Source organism: Micromonospora sp. C31 (assembly GCF_018070575.1).
In the GTDB taxonomy this organism is placed as follows: Bacteria; Actinomycetota; Actinomycetes; order Mycobacteriales; family Micromonosporaceae; genus Micromonospora.
The window spans coordinates 37,442-55,913 of the sequence record NZ_JAGPXN010000025.1 but is presented as its reverse complement, the minus strand read 5'-3'; the positions used below and the strand labels follow the sequence as shown (position 1 = coordinate 55,913).

At 71.8% G+C, this 18,472-nt stretch carries 14 protein-coding genes and 1 pseudogene; 8 read left to right on the top strand and 7 right to left on the bottom strand.

Going from position 1 to position 18,472, the window contains the following annotated elements; all coding sequences use genetic code 11:
- Positions 1-305 precede the first annotated feature (305 nt).
- Both KBX06_RS25255 and KBX06_RS25250 read left to right on the top strand, forming a co-directional pair.
- Complete coding sequence (locus KBX06_RS25255) at positions 306-722, top strand: hypothetical protein (protein WP_210839325.1); 417 nt, start codon at positions 306-308, stop codon at positions 720-722.
- The gene (locus KBX06_RS25250) at positions 680-1,858 is read left to right on the top strand and encodes a M23 family metallopeptidase (RefSeq protein ID WP_247686647.1); all 1,179 of its coding nucleotides are present in this window, start codon (positions 680-682) and stop codon (positions 1,856-1,858) included. Before KBX06_RS25255 ends, KBX06_RS25250 begins: the two co-directional genes overlap by 43 nt.
- 71 nt (positions 1,859-1,929) lie before the next feature.
- Here the strand turns inward: KBX06_RS25250 and KBX06_RS25245 are convergent, their stop codons facing one another.
- Positions 1,930-2,268: a hypothetical protein gene (locus tag KBX06_RS25245; protein ID WP_210839323.1), complete on the bottom strand. Its 339-nt coding sequence runs from the start codon at positions 2,266-2,268 to the stop codon at positions 1,930-1,932.
- Between the two features lie 499 nt (positions 2,269-2,767).
- Between KBX06_RS25245 and mobC the strand changes: the two genes are divergently transcribed.
- From mobC to KBX06_RS25220, 5 genes are all read left to right on the top strand, one after another.
- The gene (gene mobC / locus KBX06_RS25240; protein ID WP_307854746.1) at positions 2,768-3,127 is read left to right on the top strand and encodes a plasmid mobilization relaxosome protein MobC; all 360 of its coding nucleotides are present in this window, start codon (positions 2,768-2,770) and stop codon (positions 3,125-3,127) included.
- Positions 3,127-4,623 carry a relaxase/mobilization nuclease domain-containing protein gene (locus tag KBX06_RS25235; protein ID WP_210839319.1) on the top strand — a complete coding sequence of 499 codons (1,497 nt, stop codon included), beginning with the start codon at positions 3,127-3,129 and terminating at the stop codon, positions 4,621-4,623. The genes mobC and KBX06_RS25235 overlap by 1 nt, the downstream gene beginning before the upstream one ends.
- Before the next feature lie 16 nt (positions 4,624-4,639).
- Positions 4,640-5,599, top strand: coding sequence for a hypothetical protein (locus tag KBX06_RS25230; RefSeq protein ID WP_307854745.1), 960 nt, complete (start codon positions 4,640-4,642; stop codon positions 5,597-5,599).
- 862 nt (positions 5,600-6,461) lie between these two features.
- Positions 6,462-7,679, top strand: a complete 1,218-nt coding sequence (locus KBX06_RS25225; RefSeq protein ID WP_210839317.1) for a competence protein CoiA family protein — start codon at positions 6,462-6,464, stop codon at positions 7,677-7,679.
- 292 nt (positions 7,680-7,971) lie between these two features.
- Positions 7,972-8,316, top strand: a complete 345-nt coding sequence (locus KBX06_RS25220; protein ID WP_210839315.1) for a hypothetical protein — start codon at positions 7,972-7,974, stop codon at positions 8,314-8,316.
- Positions 8,317-8,550: 234 nt separating this feature from the next.
- Here the strand turns inward: KBX06_RS25220 and KBX06_RS25215 are convergent, their stop codons facing one another.
- The 5 genes and pseudogenes from KBX06_RS25215 to KBX06_RS25195 form a co-directional block, all read right to left on the bottom strand.
- Positions 8,551-8,958 carry a hypothetical protein gene (locus KBX06_RS25215; protein WP_210839313.1) on the bottom strand — a complete coding sequence of 136 codons (408 nt, stop codon included), beginning with the start codon at positions 8,956-8,958 and terminating at the stop codon, positions 8,551-8,553.
- A gap of 24 nt (positions 8,959-8,982) precedes the next feature.
- Positions 8,983-14,760 (bottom strand): DEAD/DEAH box helicase family protein, encoded by a 5,778-nt coding sequence (locus KBX06_RS25210; RefSeq protein ID WP_210839358.1) that lies wholly within the window; start codon positions 14,758-14,760, stop codon positions 8,983-8,985.
- A 185-nt stretch (positions 14,761-14,945) separates the two neighbouring features.
- Positions 14,946-15,464 carry a TnpV protein gene (locus KBX06_RS25205; RefSeq protein ID WP_374225676.1) on the bottom strand — a complete coding sequence of 173 codons (519 nt, stop codon included), beginning with the start codon at positions 15,462-15,464 and terminating at the stop codon, positions 14,946-14,948.
- Between the two features lie 622 nt (positions 15,465-16,086).
- A pseudogene (locus KBX06_RS28790) lies at positions 16,087-16,608 on the bottom strand (hypothetical protein); the annotation flags it as partial.
- Positions 16,608-16,850, bottom strand: coding sequence for a hypothetical protein (locus KBX06_RS25195; protein WP_210839371.1), 243 nt, complete (start codon positions 16,848-16,850; stop codon positions 16,608-16,610). The gene KBX06_RS25195 and the pseudogene KBX06_RS28790, both read right to left, overlap by 1 nt.
- Here KBX06_RS25195 and KBX06_RS25190 point away from each other — a divergent pair.
- The gene (locus KBX06_RS25190) at positions 16,831-17,547 is read left to right on the top strand and encodes a hypothetical protein (RefSeq protein WP_210839311.1); all 717 of its coding nucleotides are present in this window, start codon (positions 16,831-16,833) and stop codon (positions 17,545-17,547) included. The two genes, KBX06_RS25195 and KBX06_RS25190, sit on opposite strands and share 20 nt — an antisense overlap.
- 614 nt (positions 17,548-18,161) lie before the next feature.
- Here the strand turns inward: KBX06_RS25190 and KBX06_RS25185 are convergent.
- Complete coding sequence (locus tag KBX06_RS25185; RefSeq protein ID WP_210839308.1) at positions 18,162-18,422, bottom strand: recombinase family protein; 261 nt, start codon at positions 18,420-18,422, stop codon at positions 18,162-18,164.
- Positions 18,423-18,472 lie beyond the last annotated feature (50 nt).

The following is an 18,472-nucleotide window of genomic DNA, read 5'->3' as shown; positions in this document are numbered from 1 at the left end:
CCCGCCGCGCGCAGATGCTCCCCGCCATCTGATGCCTCCCCCGTGTAACAAGGTCACCGACGAGTAGCCGACAGTAGCACCGCGTTTCTCAATGGATCTATGGTGATTGCTCTGCCGCGACAAGGACGCGAATGAAAGCACGGGGGAGGCGTCATATGGCACGCAGAGCAGCCACATCCGCGCGCATCAAAGACGGTGGATGGCAGGTTCGGGCGCTGTTGGCTGCTGTAGGTGCGGCGGCGGCGTTGACGGGGTGCGGCACGGCGGCAGAGCCGGGCACACCGACACCGGACCTCAGTGGCCCGGTGTATCCGACGGCCGGCGCGGTCGAGGTGTCGCCGACATCGACCGGCGAGGCACTGGGCAGCGACGACCACGGCGACGAGCGGGCCCCGGCTGCGCTGCCGCCAGCGGCTCAGGCGCCGAAGGTGGCGGCGGCGTTCGCGGCGGCGTGGGCGCGGTCGGATCTGCCGGCGGACGTGTGGTGGAAGCGGGTCGCGCCGCACTGCGAGGAGGGCTTCGCTCGCGCGCTGCGTACCGTCGATCCGGCGCAGGTTCCGGCGACGCAGGTGACGAGCCGCCCGGCGGTGAAGCAGGCGCCGAAGGACGGGGCGGCGGTGTACGAGGTGCCCACCGACGCCGGCACGCTGACCGTCACCCTCGCCGCCGTGAACGGGCGTTGGATGGTCACCGGCAACGACTTCGTGCGGGCGGTCCAGTGACGCGACGGTCGATCGCTCTTGTGGCGGCGGTGGCCGCCGTGGTGATGCTGGTTTGCGGCGGAACCGTGGGACTGCCTCTGGTGCTGTTCGGCCAGGCGCAGGCCGAGGCGGCGGCGTGCGAGGTGCCGTCGCTACCTGGTGCCTCACCGGTGCCAGGTGCCGGCAGGTGGGACAGTGCCCAGAGCACACACGCGGCGACGATCGTGGCGGTCGGACGCCAGCGTCAGGTGCCGCCGCGTGGGTACGTCATCGCGCTGGCCACCGCGATGCAGGAGTCCACCCTGCGCAACCTCGCCAACTCCACGGTGCCCGAGTCGCTGTCGCTGCCGCACGAGGGTGTGGGCCACGACCACGACTCCGTCGGGCTGTTCCAGCAGCGTCCAGGGTGGGGCACCGTCGCGCAGCGGATGACGCCCACCTACGCGGCCGAGAAGTTCTACGAGGCGCTGGTGCGTGTCGACGGGTGGCAGCGGATGCGGCTGACCGACGCCGCGCAGGCGGTGCAGCGTTCGGGCCTGCCGGAGGCGTACCAGAAGTGGGAGCCCGACGCGGAGCAGCTCGCCGCGCGGGTGCTCGGTCTGCCGAGCATCGACGACATTGGCGGTGGTGCGCCGACGGCCCCGTGCGGCGTCGACGACCTTGGTCCGGTCCCGGTCGGTCCGGGCGGGTGGGTGCAGCCGCTACGGGCGATGGTCACCAGCCCGTTCGGCCCGCGCAACGGCCGCCTGCACGCCGGCGTCGACATGTCGACCTCGGACGTGCGGGGTGACCCGATCCGCGCCGCGTCGGCCGGGGTGGTGGAGCAGGTCAAGTGCGACTGGCACACCACCTGCAACCGCGACGGGCACACCGGTGCGCGCGGTTGCGGCTGGTACGTCGACATCCGCCACGCGGGCAACGTCGTGACCCGCTACTGCCACATGATCGAGCGGCCCGAGGTGTCCATCGGTCAGCGCGTCGCGGCCGGAGCAGTCATCGGACACGTCGGCAACTCGGGTGGCAGCTCCGGGCCACACCTGCACTTCGAGGTGCACACCAACGTGCGTCCTGGCCCGTACCACGCCAACAGCAGCAACGCGATCGACCCCGAGCCGTGGATGCGGGCCCGCGGCGTGCCGCTCGGGACCAGGTCATGACCGGCGCCCACACGATGACGGCCTCCCCCGCCGCAGCAGGGAAGGCCGTCATCGTGACGTGGGCCGGGTCGCTACGTCTGCGCCGGAACGTCGGCCGGCGTCACCAGCTCGTCCGGCTGACCCTGTGCGGGCTGCGCCTGACGGGGCGGGCGGCGACGCCTGGACGTGGTCGACGACTCCGGCGCGTCCAGGCCGAGCTTGGCCAGTTCGTCTGCCGTCCAGCCGCCGGCGAGGGCGTCGGCGTATCGGGCGGCGTATCGGGCGTTGGCCTCGCGCAGCGCGTCGATGAGCTGGTCGCGGTCGTGCCGGGCGGTAGCGGCCTCGCCGACCAGGGCCGCGCGCTCGCGCAGCAGTTGCAGCGCGGCCTTCTCGGTTTCGGCGCGGACGGCCTTGGCGGACTGTTCGGCCATGGGATCCTCCCCCTGGATGCTCCGGTCTGGTGGCTGTGGACGCCGAGCCTAGCGGTCAAGATCGATCCTCGTGGGCCCGCCCTTGCGGCACCGCTGGTGACCGCCGGAGACGCCGTCAACGCTCGCCGAGGACGTCGACCAGGAGCACGGACGTGCCACCGGCACGTCGCGCAGTGCCGCGCCGCGTCGTCGACGGTGGGCGCTGGCGACCGGCCGTTCCGGGTCACCACGAGGTTGTCTCGTGGTGCGCGCCGTCAGGTGTGCTCGGGTCCGCGACCACACGGTCAGGTCGCGCACGCGCGACCCACCGGCCTCGCCGGAGCAAGTTGGAGTAAAAGTCTGACTTTTGGTCAGACGGGCCGCGCAGCGGCCGGGCAGATCAGGGCGGCGTCGGCCCGCCGGGAGGGTGGTCGACGTGGCTGAGTCGCCGCAGGTCGGGGTAGTCCGGTTCGGTGCCAGTGAGCGCCGGAGGCGTGCCCACACCGACGATGATCCGCGCGTGCACCGGGTGACCGTGCGGCTGTCCGAGGCGGAGCGGGCGGCGGTCGAGGCGAACGCGGCGGCGGCCCGGATGGCCACCTCGGCGTACCTGGCGGAGGCCGGTTCGGCGCCGCTCGTGCCCGCCCCAACGGGCCCGGGCAGGGGCGGGGAGACGGGACCGTTGCTGGTCGAGTTGATGGGTGTGCACCGGCAGGTGCGAGGCGCGGCAACCAACCTCAACCAGGCGGTGACGCGGCTGCACTCCACCGGGGAACCGGCCGGGGACCTGGCCGCCACGGCGGCGTACCTGGCACGGATCGCGGCCCGCGTCGACGACCTCGTCACCGCGATCGCCGCCGCGCAGACCGGCCGACGCTGATGATCCCGAAGGTCACCTACGGCGCCCGGGTCCGGGGCCTGCTGGAGTACCTGTGGGGCCCGGGGAAGGTCGAGGAACACGTCAACCCGCACCTGGTTGCCGGGTACGACGACGTGGCGCTGCTGGCTCCCGGCCGGCACGAACGCGACGGCGAGCGGTGGTCGCTGGGCGAGCTGGCGGCGCGGTTGGACGCGCCGCAGATCGCCGCCGGCGAGCGCGGAGTGAAGCAGTACGTGTGGCAGTGCTCGCTGAGCCTGCCGGCCCACGAGGGCCAGCTCGACGACGCGACGTGGGGCCGCATCGCGGGCAGGTTCGTGCAGGAGATGGGCTTCACCGGCGACGCGGAGCGGGCCGGATGTCGGTGGATCGCGGTGCGGCACGGGCTCTCGGCGAAGGGCAACGATCACGTGCACCTGGTCGTCACCCTCGCCACCGAGGACGGGGCACCGGTGTGGCTGCGGCAGGACAAGCGGCGCAGCCAGCAAGTCGCCGACCTCATCGAGGACGAGTTCGGGCTGGGCAAATGGACACCCGGTCGGGCCGGGGCGACCCGGCGTCCGGAGCTGACCCGGCCCGAGGTGGAGCGGGCCCGGCGCGTCGACCAGGCGCCGGATCGGGAGCTGCTGCGCCGCCAGGTCCGGGCCGCGCTCGCCGGCGCCACCAGCGAGGCCGAGTGGGTCGCGCGAATGAGGGGCGCGGGTCTACTGGTCGCTGCGCGTACGGCGGCGACCGACCGGGACCAGGTGGTCGGGTACGCCGTGGCGCTACGGCCGGTCGGTGCCAGCAAGCCGCGCTGGTATGCCGGGCGCAGCCTGGACGGGGACCTGAGCCTGCCCCAGATCCGCAAACGGTGGCCCGACGCGCCACCGCCGGCAGCCGGGCAGTGGAAGACGGCGGATTCCGCAGAATCGACGACGCTGCGCGGTGAAGATCGGATGGCGGTGTGGCGGTCGTCGGCCGCCGCCCTGGAGGCGATCAGCGGGCGGCTTGCCGGCGTCGCGCCAGGCTCGCCGCAGTGGCCGGTGGTGGCCCGCGCCAGCGCCGACCTACTGGCCCGGGTCGCGGCGGCCACCGAGCCCTCCGGGCGGGGCCCGGTGACGCGGGCGGCTGACGCACTGGCCCGCGCGGCAGCACCACCGCGTCGCGCACCGGCGCCGGCGGCGTCAACGATCGCCGCCGAGCTGGGCCGGGTCGCCGACGCGCTGATGGTCACCGGACCCGCCCGCGACGGCGGTGAGGCGGCGGTGCTGCTCGCCGTGGTCGTGCAGGCAGCCCGACTGGTGGTGGCGCTGGCCGAGCTGCGCGCGGCCGAGCAACAGGCACACGCGGCCGGCGCGGCGGCCAGGGCAGCGGCGCACCTGATGCCGCTGCTCGCGCAGGGCGCGGGGCACGTCGAGCGAGACGTTCCAGCCCCGCGCGTCGGGCGCGAGGAGCCGGACACGGCACGGGCACGGGCCCGCGTCGACCCGGCGGTGGATCAGCAGACGCAGCGATGAGAGACGGGGGACGGTAGTGGCCGACACCGAGATGGCCGAGATCCACCAGCGGGCCACCGCGGCGATGACTGCCGCGATCCAGGCCGCCGGCCAACTGGCCCAGGTGCTGATCGACGCCCGCATTGCGCAGCTGCAACGCGCCGCGCGGGCCAGCGAGGAGCAGGCCCGGCAGATCCACGCGCAGGCTCGCGCGGCGCAGCAGGCCGACGCGGCGGTGTGGCGGCCGGCGATGCGCCCGGGATGGTGGCGCACTGCCGGGACGGAGGACATCGCTCGGGTGTGGCGGGCCGCGTCGACGTGGCAGCACGTCGACCCCCGGGCGCAGCAGGCCCGGCAGACGGTCGTCGACCAGCTCGCCAAGCGGGCCGGCCGGGCGGCCGAGAAGCCTGAGCCGGTGCGCGAGCCGGACGACATCGAGGTGCTGTCCGATGCCGTCGACCGGGCGGTGCGCGAGGCCACGGACCGGGTGCGGCGGCCGGCGATGTCCGCCGAGGCGGTGCGGGACAGGCAGGAGCGGATGGCCGCTGAGGTCCGCAAGGCGTGGCCGTCTGGGCAGCGGGCCGAGCGGGTGCTCGGGTGCGAGGCGTGGGGTGCTCTGGCGTACACGCTGGACCAGGCGCAGCAAGCCGGCCACGACGTGCAGCAGTTGCTGCGCGGTGTGCCCAGCTTCGTCGACCGGGCCCGGACCCCGGGGGCGTTCGCGTGCCGGGTGGTGCAGGACCAACTCGACGGACGCATCGACCTCGGCACGGTACGTCGAGACCGCAGCCAGGAGACCGCCGAGAACCAGACGGCCCGTACCGATCCGGCGGAGAGCATCGCCACCAGCAGCAGTGAACCGGCGGTGACGGCCGCTCGGGCGTACCCCGTCTCGACCCGAGATGCTGTGGCGGGGGCGAAGACCGGCAGCGACGTAGCCGGGCAGGTGCCTGCGGTGAAAGCCGTGGAGGCCGGCCTTGACTCGCCCAGCCGGTAGGCCCATGTTCGGTGAGGAGCCCGTAGGCGTGTGGTCATCTACCGCCGAACGCGCCGCACGATTGAGGGCGGCTGCGGCGGGTCCACCAGCAGCGAGGAGTACGAACGGTTCCAGGTGCGAGTGCCGCCCGCCCCCTCGTGACACTCGAAGTCCAAGCGCACGTTAACCGGCGACGACGCGTTCCACTCCAGCTCCAGAACCACGGTGTGCGTGGCTCCAGGTGCGAGGTTGGTGAGCGTGATCGACGGCCTGGCGTTGGCCTCGTGGCCGCCGACATGCGGGACGAAGCCGCGCACGTCCGGCTGTCCGGCCGCGCTGATGATGACGGTGTCCAGGTGCGTCCCCCGCGAGCAGCTTGATCGGGATCTCCGCGAAGCGCTCACCGCTGACCTGGTCCACGCCCTGGTCGACCTGGAACCGAGGGCCTTCGGCCTCGTCTCGCGCCCTCTGCTCGCTCTGATACTGCTGACGCGCGAGCGCCAGTTGCTCCTCGGCGGCCCGCGCCTGCCGCTCCGCCGTGGCGGCCGACTCCTTCGCACTGGCCGCTTGCTCCTGGGCGCTCTTGGCCTGGCGCCCCGCGCTGACGGCCTGCCAGACCGCAATCCCGGCAGCCACGGCCGCGACTCCTGTCGGTCCCCACGTCGACCAGTCGATGTCCATCATCCGCCCCCCCCGCCGCGTCGCGCTACGGTCGTGCAGGCTACGCGAGCGCGCCGACGCCGCGCCGGGCGAGCCGGGACGGGGTTGCTTGCGAGATTTACTCATTTGGCCGCCAGTGTCGGCGTCGGTCGATACCCTCGCAGAGCGCGGATGCAGCTCGGCCGATTCCGGCCGAGCACGAGGACCGCCACCGGGGGGACCAGTGACCCAACCAGTCTGGGAGCAACTCGACCCGCTCGCCATGAACGACGGGGTGTACTACGTGCCGGCCGCAGTCGAGTTGCAGCCCCGCCTTCCGGACTGGGGTCAGCCCGACCAGCCCGCTCTCCGCGAGCGCCTGGCGAACGATCGACCCCACGGCATCCGCGGCCAGAAGCTGCTCTGCCTGCTCTGCATGCGCCACCGAGCCCAGAACGGGCTCGGTCGGTCGCCGGTCTGGATGACGCTGGTGGAGGGGCAGTACGGCCCGGTGTTCCGGCACGAAGACGGTCGCTCACCGCACCCGGAGCACGAGCCCGAGACCGACACTCACAAGGCGCTCAAGGAGCGCAAGGCCCGCACGTGGCGGTCCGTCGGCGGCGACGTCAAACTCGAAGTGTGGCGACCGCGCGCCCGCCGTCGACCCGACGTCGTGGCCGTCGGCCCCGTCCTGACCGTGGCCGGCGAGGTCCAGCACTCCAAGGTCGCCCCGGGTGACATCCGGGCCCGGCAGAAGGCTCTCCACAAGGCGGGCGACCGAGTGGTGTGGACCACCGACCGCAGCGCCGACAACATCGCGTTCCTTCACCCGGTGCCGCACCTGTCCGTGCCCGCTCTCAGCAACTATCGCCTGTACTTGACCGAGCCCCGGCTTGAGATCGGCGCGGGCGCCATCACGTTCGAGGAGCAGCGATGCGGGTGGGCGGACCTCTGGACCGGCACGAACCGCTGCCCGGTCACCCGCAAGGCCGTGCCGTGCGGGCGCCTGCACCTCTACCCGACCTTCAACCCCCGCAGCTACAGCCGCGAGAAGGCCGCCACCACCGCGGTGTTCCCGTGCGGCCCGCGCCCGCACCTGGACCACCTGCTGGAGGGCATCCTGCACGGGTCGTGGTTGCCGTACCGGCACCGTGACCGAGTTACCTGGATCCCCGCGACCTCCCACATGGAGGTTGTCGCCGAGCGGGGCGGGACCCTGGAGCTGGCCGAGGGCGGAAGCGCCCCACGCCGCGACCGGGCGAACGAACGAGCCTGCGAACGCCGAGCCGGAGCGGTCGCCGCCCAGAGCGAGGCACCCGAGGCGGAGAACCTGTCCCCGTGCTGCGGCGAGAGGCCGCCCGGGCGTGCCGGGCAGCCGCTGGTTCCCGCGTGCAAGCTCTGCCGGAACTCCCCGACGTACTACCGGAGGGACGAACTCGACCAGGGAGCGACCCGGGCCTGACGCCCCAAACCGCGCCGTCTGCGCCCGGCCATCGCTCAGCGGCCCGCTGTCGTCGAGAAGCAGCGGCGCGTCGTAGACGGACAGGTCCAAGTGAAGCGGCAGCGACGGCCGCTCGGGCGTACCCCGTCTCGACCCGAGATGCTGTGGCGGGGACGAAGACCGGCAGCGACGCAGCAGGGCAGGTGCCTGCGGTGAAAGCCGTGGAGGCAGGCCTTGACTCGCCCAGCCGGTAGGCCCGTGGACCGGTGACCATGACGTGGCCTCTCACTCTGCGGTGAAGGGCCGCAGCCGTGTGATCGACCAGTACGGACACGGCCAGGGCACATCGACCAGCCGCAGGAAAACCGGTGAATTGCCAGCGCTGCCGGTCATCGCGGTGCCCTACCGTTGGGTAATGGCATCGGACCCGCTGATCTTCGAGAACACCTGGCCGGCGTCGACCATCGACGGCATCCCCGCGGTCGTTCACGGCATTCTCGACCTGACCTGTGATCCGGACGGCAGCGTGTCCATGAGCCTCAGCGTTGGCCGCGTGGGCGCGGCCCCCGAGGACTGCGAGTACACGGAATTCGTTCTATCGCCCAAGCAGGCCGACACCCTGGCCACGATCCTGGCGAGCCGTGAGCGTGAGGCTTGAGATAGTCCGCCGCCAGGGGGCCAGATCGGTGGCAAGCCGACCCGGCCCGCAGCGCCGGCCACGGCGCGAGGACCGGAAGCGGCGCGGCAGCACCTTCCCGGGGCCTGCCCTCTCTCCTGCCAGCCCTTCCGACGGGCGAAGCTGCCGGCAGGCCCATCCGTCCGGGAGGATGGCTTGCCTCTACCCGGGCGGATGGGGCTGCGTTGACCCGCCTGATTCCGCAGAGCTGCCCGGTCAGGGCTGGTCGACGTCGTTCTCGACATGCGGAGCGTCGAAACTAATGACGTCCCCGACCTCCATCGGGACCGGCCGGTCTAGCACCAACTCGAACTCTGGTTCACCCGCGTCGCCGCTGCCGAACCCGACCGGCACCTGCTTCACTTCCGCCCGGTTACGACGCAACTGGGCTACCCGGGCATGCCCGATGACGGGCGAGCTCCACGTGTCGCCGCGGATCACCGCGATGCTGTCACGGCGGCGAGCCGTCCACGGGTAATGAGCCATCCATCCGCGGCACCGGCAGATCGTTCCGTAGATCGGATGCCGCTCGACGGACAGCACGGTGGCGCCGTTGGTGATCCCATCGAACACATCAATGCCTTCAGGTCCCGGTTCCATGGGCGTAGCGAAGGGGTCGGTCATCCCGCCATTCTTCTGCCACGGCGCCTACCGGGCGGGCTCAGACTTGACGGCCGGCGCGGTCCCGCGAGCTGCCGGCGCTGGGGACAGTGTCGACGCCGGCATCGACGCGGCGGTGGTGGCGGACGGGAACGCGATGGCCGCCACCGCGGCGGCTGTCGTGGCGTCGCGGGCGGGTGTGGGTTCGGTCGGTGGCTCGGGTTCGGTTCGGGTTTTGGCGTAGACGTAGTGCTGGATGACGGTGCGTAGGTCGTCGACCAGGCGGTCACCGTCGGCGGCCAGCTTGGCAAGCCGGGCGGGGGCGTCGGCGAGCTGGGCGGTGATGGCGGGGACGAAGGTCTGGGCGAAGCGGTCCGGGTCGTCGGCCTGGGCGGCGGCGTTGAGGTCGGGGTGTGTGCAGAGGCGGGTGGTGGCCTGGTTGAGCCAGATCCGTTCGTCGCGGGTGAGTGCCGCCGCGAGCACCGGTACCCGGGCGCGGATCTCGTCGTCGGTGAGCACGACCCTCGGCGTCCCGGCCGGGTCGGGGCCGGGCCGGTCAGCGCTGGTGCTGGCCGGGGTTGTGCCGGCTTCTGGTGTCGGCGTGGCACGGATGGTGTCGTGGACGGCCTGGCGGGCGGCGTTGAACATGCTCGCTCGCCAGTCGGGGTTGTCGCACTTGAGGAAGATCGCCACGGACAGATTGGGCTCGTTCGGGTCGCCGAGCATGGCGGTGAGGGCCTTGTCGAAGGTGCTGGCGAACGCGGCGACGTCGTCCTGGGCGCGGGCGGCGCTTTGTAGCGTGCCGGCGTTGGCTACGCGGTGGACTCGGATGGCCAGCCAGGCGCGTTCGTCGTCGGTGAGGCTGTCGCGTACCTGCTCGGGCATCCAGGCGTCGTCGAGGGTGACAGGTACGGCGGGTGCGCTGGCGGTGTTGACCGGTACGGAGTCGAGGTCGGCGATCGCGTCGACGGCGGCGGAGACGGCCCGCATCCGGCGCCGGGTGTCGACGAGTTCGTTGTGGCGGGCGAAGGGCTGACCGAGTTGGGTGCGGGCCCGCTCGATCTCTTCCCGTTGGCTGGCGATGTTGGCGACGAGCTGGCCGCGTCGGGACTCCAGGGCGGCGAGGTGGTGTTCGAGGCGGCGGATGAGGCCGGTGGCGTCGCCGGTGGTGGCGTCGGTCAGCGACAGTTTGGTGCTCATGCCGGAGTCGCCGTTGACGGTGAGGGAGACCAGGACTCCGTCGCGGCCGTTCCAGATGGTGGCGGTGACGGCGAAGCCGCCCAGCTTGGCCAGCGGCACCTGGTCGCGTTGTTCGGTGGCGCCGAGGCCGGCGGACGCGGCGGTGATGGCGTGTTGCAGTGCGCGGCCAGCGTCGGGACGCTTGTCGAGGTGGTGGCCGGCGACGGTCATCCGGAACTTCTCACCGCGGATGTCCTGGCGCTGGGCGATCGTCTGGTCCAGGGCCTCGATGCGCCGCTCGTCGACGGTGATCCACTGGTGCAGCTCCCGGATCTGCTTCTCCAGGGCGGCGTGGGTGTTGTGGTGGGATCGGTTGGCCCGTTCCAGCCGGGCCAGCTCCATGCCCAGCTCTTCCTTCTCGATGAGCAGCGGGTTGCCGGTGGCGATCGCCTTGATCTGGTGGGCCTGAAGGGTCTCGTCGGAGACGTCCTCGATCTCTCGGGCCACGGTGCCGCGCATCATCTGGTCGATGAAGCCGCCCTTGCGGGCGACGGTCTGCCAGGAGAAGGCGTCGAAGGAGCCGGTGACGACGTACCGGTAGATGCTGACCTCGGCGTTCTGGTTGCCCTGCCGCATGATCCGGCCGTCTCGCTGGGTGATGTCGGCCGGGCGCCACGGGCAGTCGAGGTGGTGCAGGGCGACGGCCCGGTTCTGGATGTTGGTGCCGGTGCCCATCCGGCCGGTCGAGCCGATGAGCACGGACACGTCGCCGTTGCGGCAGGCGGCGAACAGGTTGGCCTTCTCCTTGTCGTTGTTGGCCTCGTGGATGAACCTGACGGCTTCGCGGGGCATCCCCAGGTCGACCAGCCGGTCGCGTAGCGCCTCGTACGCCGTCCACCGTTGCGGGTCCTTCGGTTTCGGGGTGCCCAGGTCGCAGAACACGATCTGCAGCGCGCCCGGCGTCGGATGCTCGACCGGGTTTTCGGCGTCCGGGTCGACCAGGTAGCGGGTCTCGCGGTGCGCCTGCCAGATCTCGGCGATGTTGCGGGCCGCCACGTCGATCTTTCCCGGGGTGTCCTGGGCCGCGCCGAGCAGCCGCAGGTCCAGCGACGCGGCCCGCGCCTCGCCGGAGATCTTCAGGATGTTGTCGATGTCCCGGTCGCGGGGGTTGTTGCGGCACCACTCGACGCGGTCGTCGAGGGAGGCGATGAAGTCGACTAGCTCGGGCGCCGGGTCGATGCTGATGACGTGCGGGGCCCGGTGCCCGTCGGCGTTGACGCTCAGCAGCGGGGTGGGTAGTTGCAGGTCTTCGGGGGTGCGGATGTCGCCGAAGGTGCGCAGCATCAGCGACAGCTCGGCGGCGTTGGTGTACTTCGCCAGCCGAGACTTGGTCTGGAAGCCGCTGCCGGTGGGTGAGATCTCCACCGACGTGACGACCTTGCCGAACACCGACGCCCAGGTGTCGAAGTCCATGGTGCCGGTGGCTTCGAGCAGGTCCGGACGCAGATGCCGGGTGACGACGTACAGCTCCCGGACGCTGTTGGCGATCGGGGTGGCGGTGGCCCCGCACACCACACGCTGGCCGTAGCGGCGGCGCAGGAAGTCGAGCTTGGCCCGGAAGTCGATCGCCCGGTCGGAGCCGTCGTTGCTGGCGTCGACGATGCTGGAGGTGATCGTGTCGTTCTTCAGGTCGTGCCACTCGTCGCGGAAGACGAAGTCGACGCCGGTCTGGTCGAACGTCACGCCGGGGTCGGTCGGCTTGTCGAACTTCTCCTTGATCTTCTCCTCTTTGCGGATCAGGGAGCCTTGCAGTCGTTTGACGGCGGCGTTGCGGTCGGGGTCTTCGCCGTTGGCGACGGCCTGCGCGTGTGCCCGTTCGATCTTGTTGCGGAGGTCCTTCAGCTCACCGTCGAGGAAGCGGCGCTGCTCGGCGTCGGACAGCCGCAGCGTCTCGAAGAAACTGGCGGCCATGATGACGGTGTCCCAGTTGCCGGTGGCGCAGCGGGCCACGAAGCGTTGCCGGCGGGCGGCGCTGGTGTCGTCCTGCCCGGCGGCCAGGACCCGGGCCTGCGGGTAGATCTGGAGGAACTCCCGGGAGAACTGTTCTAGCAGGTGCGTGGGCACGACGATGGCGGGCTTGTTGACCAGCCCGAGGCGCTTGAGTTCCATCGCGCCGATCGCCATCACGGCGGTCTTGCCGGCGCCGACGCAGTGGAACAGGCCTACCCCGGGTTCGTTGACGATCCGGGTGACCGCCTCGATCTGGTGCGGGCGGGGCTTGAACTCCACCGAGATGCCGGGCAGGCTGCGCCGCGCCCCGACGTAGGAGCGGGGCACGTGGGCGTTGAACATCCGGTTGTAGGTGGCCGCGATGCGGGCGGCCCGCTCCGGTTCCTCCCACACCCAGGCTTCGAACCGTTCCTCCAGCTCGACAGCCTTGGCCTGCGCGGCGGCGCTCGCCTCCACATCGAGCGCCCGCTTGCCCTTCTCGACCTCGTAGAAGACGCGGATCGGGGTCTTGGTCAAGAGGCGCTGCGCCAGCTCGGGCGCGGACATGCCGGGGGTGCCCCAGGTCGAGCAGGCGAGCACACCGGTCCGGCTGCCCTTGACCTGCCAGTCTGATCCGCCGGGGTGCGTCACCCTCAGCCGCGGATCGCGCAGGATCTCCTGGAGGAACGCCTGCACCTCGGTGTAGTCGATGAACGGGGCGCCGAAGGAGACCATGATCTCGCCGGGGCCGACGTCGCGGGGCAGGACCCGTTGCAGGGCACGGACGTTGACCTCGAACCTCGGGTCGTCCTCGACGGCGACGAGCGCCTGATCGAGCTTGGCGCGCACGTTGTCGGACAGGTACGCGGCGGCTTCGACCAAGCCACCGGTGCCGGGATCGTCGTAGACCAGCTCACCGAGGGCTTCGCGGGCCTCGGGCTCGTTGACGCCGAGCAGCCGGGCGATCTGCGGCAGGAGCACCGCGCCGTGGTCGTCGAGGCAGATGGCCAGCGCGTCTTCGGGGCTGTCGGCGCCCAGGCGGGGTGCTCGGGGCAGGATGACCCGCTTGTTGAAGATGTCCGCCTTGGTGGCGGTGCGGGTGTCGTCGTTGAAGTTCTCTAACGCGAACACCGTGGCGGCGTACGGGTCGATGCCGCGGAATCCGCCGAGCTGGGGGTAGTTGCGGTAGAGCTTCGGCTGGCCGGTCTCCTCATCGAGGATCGTCTCCAGCTCACCGGTGGTCTTGTTGCGTTGCCGGCGGGTGTAGGTGTCGTAGCGGTTCAGGAAGCCGTACTGCTCGACGTAGGCGTCGTAGAGGGTGTTCAGGCGGATCCGCAGGAACGCCGCTGAGCCGGCCGGTGGGCCGTCGGGGTGTTCGTCGCCGTCGTCGAGTGACGACGATTCCGCTTGCAGCAGCTCGGTCACGGTGTCGCGCAGCAGCAGCAGTGCGCGCAGCTCGTCGGCCTGGGTGGCGGGCACCTTGTGCTCGACGACTTGGCCGTTCTGCACGGTGGTGAAGGTGCCGTCGTCGAGGGCCTCGATGTGGCCCTCTTCGCGGCCGACGGCGGCCAGAACCGCGGCCGGCTCTGCCGGGCCGGCTTCGACGCGCGGGGTGAGGGTCAACCCGGCGAGGCGGGCCTCGTCGACCACGTCGGCCAGGACCCGGGCCAGGTCTGCGGCGGTGTCGCCGCTGCCGGTGACGATCAGGTCGTGCGCGGTGTAGGCGCCCCGGCCGACGGAGAGCTCACCGAGGATCCGGTCGGGCCGGGCGGCGAAGAACTCGTTGACGTGGATGGTGTCGCCGCCGGGCACGTCGATCTCTTGGGTCTGCTCCCAGGCCATGCCCGCCTGCTCCTGGCCGGGCGCACGGCGCCGAAGGATGAGCAGGTCGGTGACGACCTTGGTGCCGGCGGCGTGCTCGTGGGCGTCGGTCGGCAGCCGCACGGCGGCCACCAGATCCGCCAGGGCCGCCATCTCCCGTCGGGCGGCCGGGTTCGCGGCGTCCATCGTGTAGCGGGAGGTCAGCGCCACGACCAAGCCGCCGGGCCGGGTCAGGTGCAAGCTCTTGATCAGGAAGTGGTTGTGGATCGAGTGCTTGCCCGGGTTGTGTCGCCGGTCGGCCAACGCGAAGTTCCCGAACGGCACGTTGCCGATCGTCAGGTCGAACGTGCCGGCCGGCGCGCGGGTGGCCGCGAACGACTCGGTGCGGATGGTGGCGTGCGGGTAGAGCGCGGCAGCGATCCTGGCCGTGATTGGCTCCACCTCCACCCCGGTCAGTCGGGCGCCGTCGGGTGCCAGGCCGAGGAACGTGCCCGATCCGCAGCCGGGTTCCAGCACGTCTCCGCCCTCGAACCCGAGGCCGGTGACCGCGTCCCAGATGGCGCGGACGTACGCCGCGTCGGTGTAGTGCGCGTTCAGGGTGTTGCGTTCGGCCGCCGCGTACTCTCGCTCGTCGAGCAACTGCCGCAGTTGCTCGCGGGCCGCCGCGAACCGCGCGTGGTCGCGGTGGTCGGCGCGGGCCTCGAACACCCCGGGCACCGCACCCCACCCCGACCATCGGGCCAATACCGCCTGTTCCTCGGCGGTGGCTGTCCGGTCCTCGGCCTGGAGCAGGCGCAGGGTGCGTAGCGCCGCCAGGTTCGCGTTGAGCCGGGCCACCTCACCCCGAGGGGCCAGATCCTCCTGGCCCCTCGGGATGAACGACGCCGGACGGCCCGGATCGGGCGCCGTAGCTGGCGGTTGCGCCTGCGGCGGTGGTCCCGGCTCGGCCAGCTCAACCGGCGCGACCGGTTCGGCGGCCGATCGTTCGGCGGCCGGTGATTCGGGGGCCGGTGATTCGGGGGCTAGCTGCGCGCGGGGGGTTCGCTGTCGGCGTTCATCGCGGCTTCCTGCTCCGCGATCTCCTGCCAGCGCGGATCGGTCGGGTCCTCCACCATCGGAATCCAGTCGTCCTGATCCGTCCGCGGCGGCGGGCTCTGCGTTCCCGGCGGGCTGGTCTCGTTGGTCTCCGGGTCGATCAGGATCAGCTCCGGCAGCACCTGTTCCTCGGCCGCCATCCGGGCCTCGTTGAGCCGGCCCAGCTTGTCCAGGTAGCCCTCGCCCGTCGGGTCCGGGCCGGCCAGTTGCCTCGTCAGGTCCTCGATCTGGGCGAGCGCCTGGTCCCCCAAAGTCGAGAAGAAGCTGTTCAGGTCCGTCCCCTCGGCTATCAACGCCGCGTACCGGTTCGGAAGGTACGTCTGCCAGTGCCTCTGGGCTTGCGCCCCGTACCGGTTCATCCTCTGTTGTCTCCGTCTCTGGCGCTGCTGCGGTCGGCTGGTCGGGGTCAGGGCCGCCCGGCGGCCCCGTGGTGGTCGCCGCACCATCGAGAACCGCCGGCACCGGCGCCGGCACCGCCGTCTGCGGAGTCACGGCCGGCCTGGGTGCGGCCGGCGTCGGGTCGACCGGGACACCGAGGCGGCCGGCGGCGTACGCGGCCAACGGCTCGGCGATCTCGTCCGGTTGCCCGTGCAGCATTGCGCGGATCGACTGGGCGGCGACCTCCCGGCCCGCCGCCGTGGTGAAGGTCCGAACGGCCCAGTCGACCCGGGCGGTGACCACCACCTCCACCAGCGGCCACGTGTCCTCGCCATCTACAGCGGCGGCCAGCACCGGCCCAGGCCTCTGCGGGTGCCGGGTCACCGCCGGGTCGAGCACGTGGAAAGCCCGCGCCGCGGACCTGCGCCCGTCGACGCTGCCGTCCTCGTCGACGACCACCACGACGCCGGCCGCCGGATCCGCCTGCGCGGTGAGCGCCGCGACCTGCGGCCCGGTCAAGGCCGGCCCGCACGCGGCCACCGCCAGCGGCGCCCCGTCGCCGCGCTCGGCCAAGACGATGGCCTCCAACGCAGTGCGCGCCACCACCGACCGGCCGACCCGTTCAGGCTGCTCAGCGAGCCCGAACACCACCTCAGCCGGGCGGAACACCGCCGTGGCCGGGCTGTGCAGCACCGGCGCCACGTCCGGCACACCGGGCGGGGCGTAGCCGGCGAAGCCGACCACCGGCCGCTCCGGATCGCGGTGCTCGCGGATGCCGATCATCACCCGGTTGCGGAACCGGTCGACCAGTTGCCCGCTGCGCCCGGTCGCGGCCAGGCCGGACGCCCGGATCTCCAAATCGGTGAAGCCCTGCCGCCGCAGTTCGTTGACCAGCGCAGCGGGCCGGTCCGGCGCGTACCCGACCGCCCACCGCCCGTCGACCGGAACACCCTGGGCGGCCAGCCACCGCGCCGGCGACGCACCGTCGGGCTGGTCGAGCTGCGCACGGTAGAACTCGGCCGCCACGCGCTGCACGGCCAGCAGACGTTGCCGCCGCGCGTCCGGGACCGCCGACAGGCGAGGCGGGCCGGCGACCTGAGCGGCCAGCGACCCGGCACGCCCGCGCAGCGCGGCGGTCCGGTCGACCGAGGCCGCAACCCGCTCGGCGACCTCCCGCGCCGGCCCGGCCGCCGGCTGGTCCGGCGCCGTCATCACGGCCGCCCGTTGTCGGGATCGGTGGGCAGCAGCCCGCGCGCCCGCAACGACTCGAACAGGCGTTGATGGTGCTCCAGTGTGGCCGTCAGGTCATCGATCTGCGATTGCAGCCCGGCGGCGACCGTGTCGGGTAGGCCCTCCGCGTCCGCGGCCATCGGTACAGCGGCGTCGTCAGCCATCGCTCCCCCATGTGATCGCTTGATCATCACCGTAACCAAGATGTCGAGTGAGATCGACACGTCGGCAGGGTCGCGGCCACACCGGCGCCGCCGCGACGCCGGCCGGGGTGGCGTCACCGCCGGCATCGCCCCAGGGGAGGACGATGACGCCACCGGCACGGCGGTCACCCGTACCGCGCTGGGGCTGCTCAAGACGATGACCGGCGGCCCACCCGGCTTCACTGACCTGGACCGACTTCTCAACGGGGCCGGCGTGACGGACTGTGACGGGCGATGCCATGAAACTCGGTATCCCGGTTGTAATCAGCGAGAATCAACGACAACGCCCGGTGCGCGAAATGCCCTCACCTTTTCCCGCGATACGGCGACGCACAGCAGGTCCGACGGCTCGGCGAAGCGCTGGGCACGCTACAGCAAGAGGTCCGCGCTTTGCGTGGGAGGTGGGCGCTCGGGGGCTAAGGCCGAGCGCCCACCGATTTCCTCGATAATGCGTTCCTTCGAGGGGGTGCTCGTCTTTGTCAAGGAAGCACCCGGAAAGAAGTCTGCCGTGTCTCAGCGATTGCCGTCGGACCAGGTGTGCGAGAAAAATCAGGACATTACGCTCGAAATTCGCTTTAGCCGCAGTCTGGTGAGCTGGTGTGGATCGGCTGTGGTCGCAGCACTGCTAGGGATCGCTGTCTGGTTCTATCCCGAGGTAGTAACGCCCGTAGCCGTCGCGCTAACGGCTCAGGCTGCCCTACAGCGCTCGATCCGCTGATCCGATGGAGGCCGGCCCCCTGCGGTGCCGGCCTCCAAAGACTGAGACGCCCTTTACAGCGGCGAGCAAGAGCGCCTGCAAGCGGACAGGCCCTACCGGGCGGGCTTGGCTTGGCGGTCGGCGTGGTCCCGCGTAGCTGCCTGTGCTGCAGGCAGCGAGCGGTTTGACGCGTTGGCAGGCTCGCCGCCACCCCGGCACCGCCGTCACGCAGGCCGGGGTCGCGTCACCGCTGGCGCCGCCCCAGAGGACGATGCCGCGGAATCACCGGCAGGGGTAGCGAGCCAGCCAGGAGGCGCGGACCCGCCGCCGGGCCGCCGTGGTCGCGCTCTCCAATATCGACGCCTCCGGCGGGGCCTCTCTCGGAGATTCCCGGGGGCGACCGCCGGCGCCAGGTGGGTGAGTGGTCACCCAGGGTGGGATCCCCTCGCGCCGGCCGCCCAGAGGGCTACCAGACCGGCTCCGGGACGACCAGGCCAAGCCGCTTCGCGGTCGGCTATGCCGAGCCTGGCCGTCCCGGAGCCGGCCCGGTCGATCGGAGATCGGCCGACACGAGGAGATCCCACCCCACCCCCGGCACCGCGCGCGTGCAAGCCCGCAACCCCGCCCACCACGGCCTACGCCGCGTCGTGCCGGTCAAGTACGTACTTGACGCTGCTCTTGGCCCACTTGCCCTTGCCCGACGGGGTCGGCACCTGCTCGGCGTTCAGCCTCTCGGCGATGGCCGCCAGCGACAGCCCTTCACCGCGTAGTTCCGCCGCCCGGGCGGCCGAGGGTGGCACCGGCGCCGGCGGTCGACCCAGCCGCACACCCCGGTCCCGGGCCGCCGCCATCCCCGCCGACACCTCGGGCCGGCGCGTCTCAGATTCGCTGCTCATGCCCCACAGCGTACGGCAAAAAGGTACAGAAAAAGACCCTCCGAGGGAGC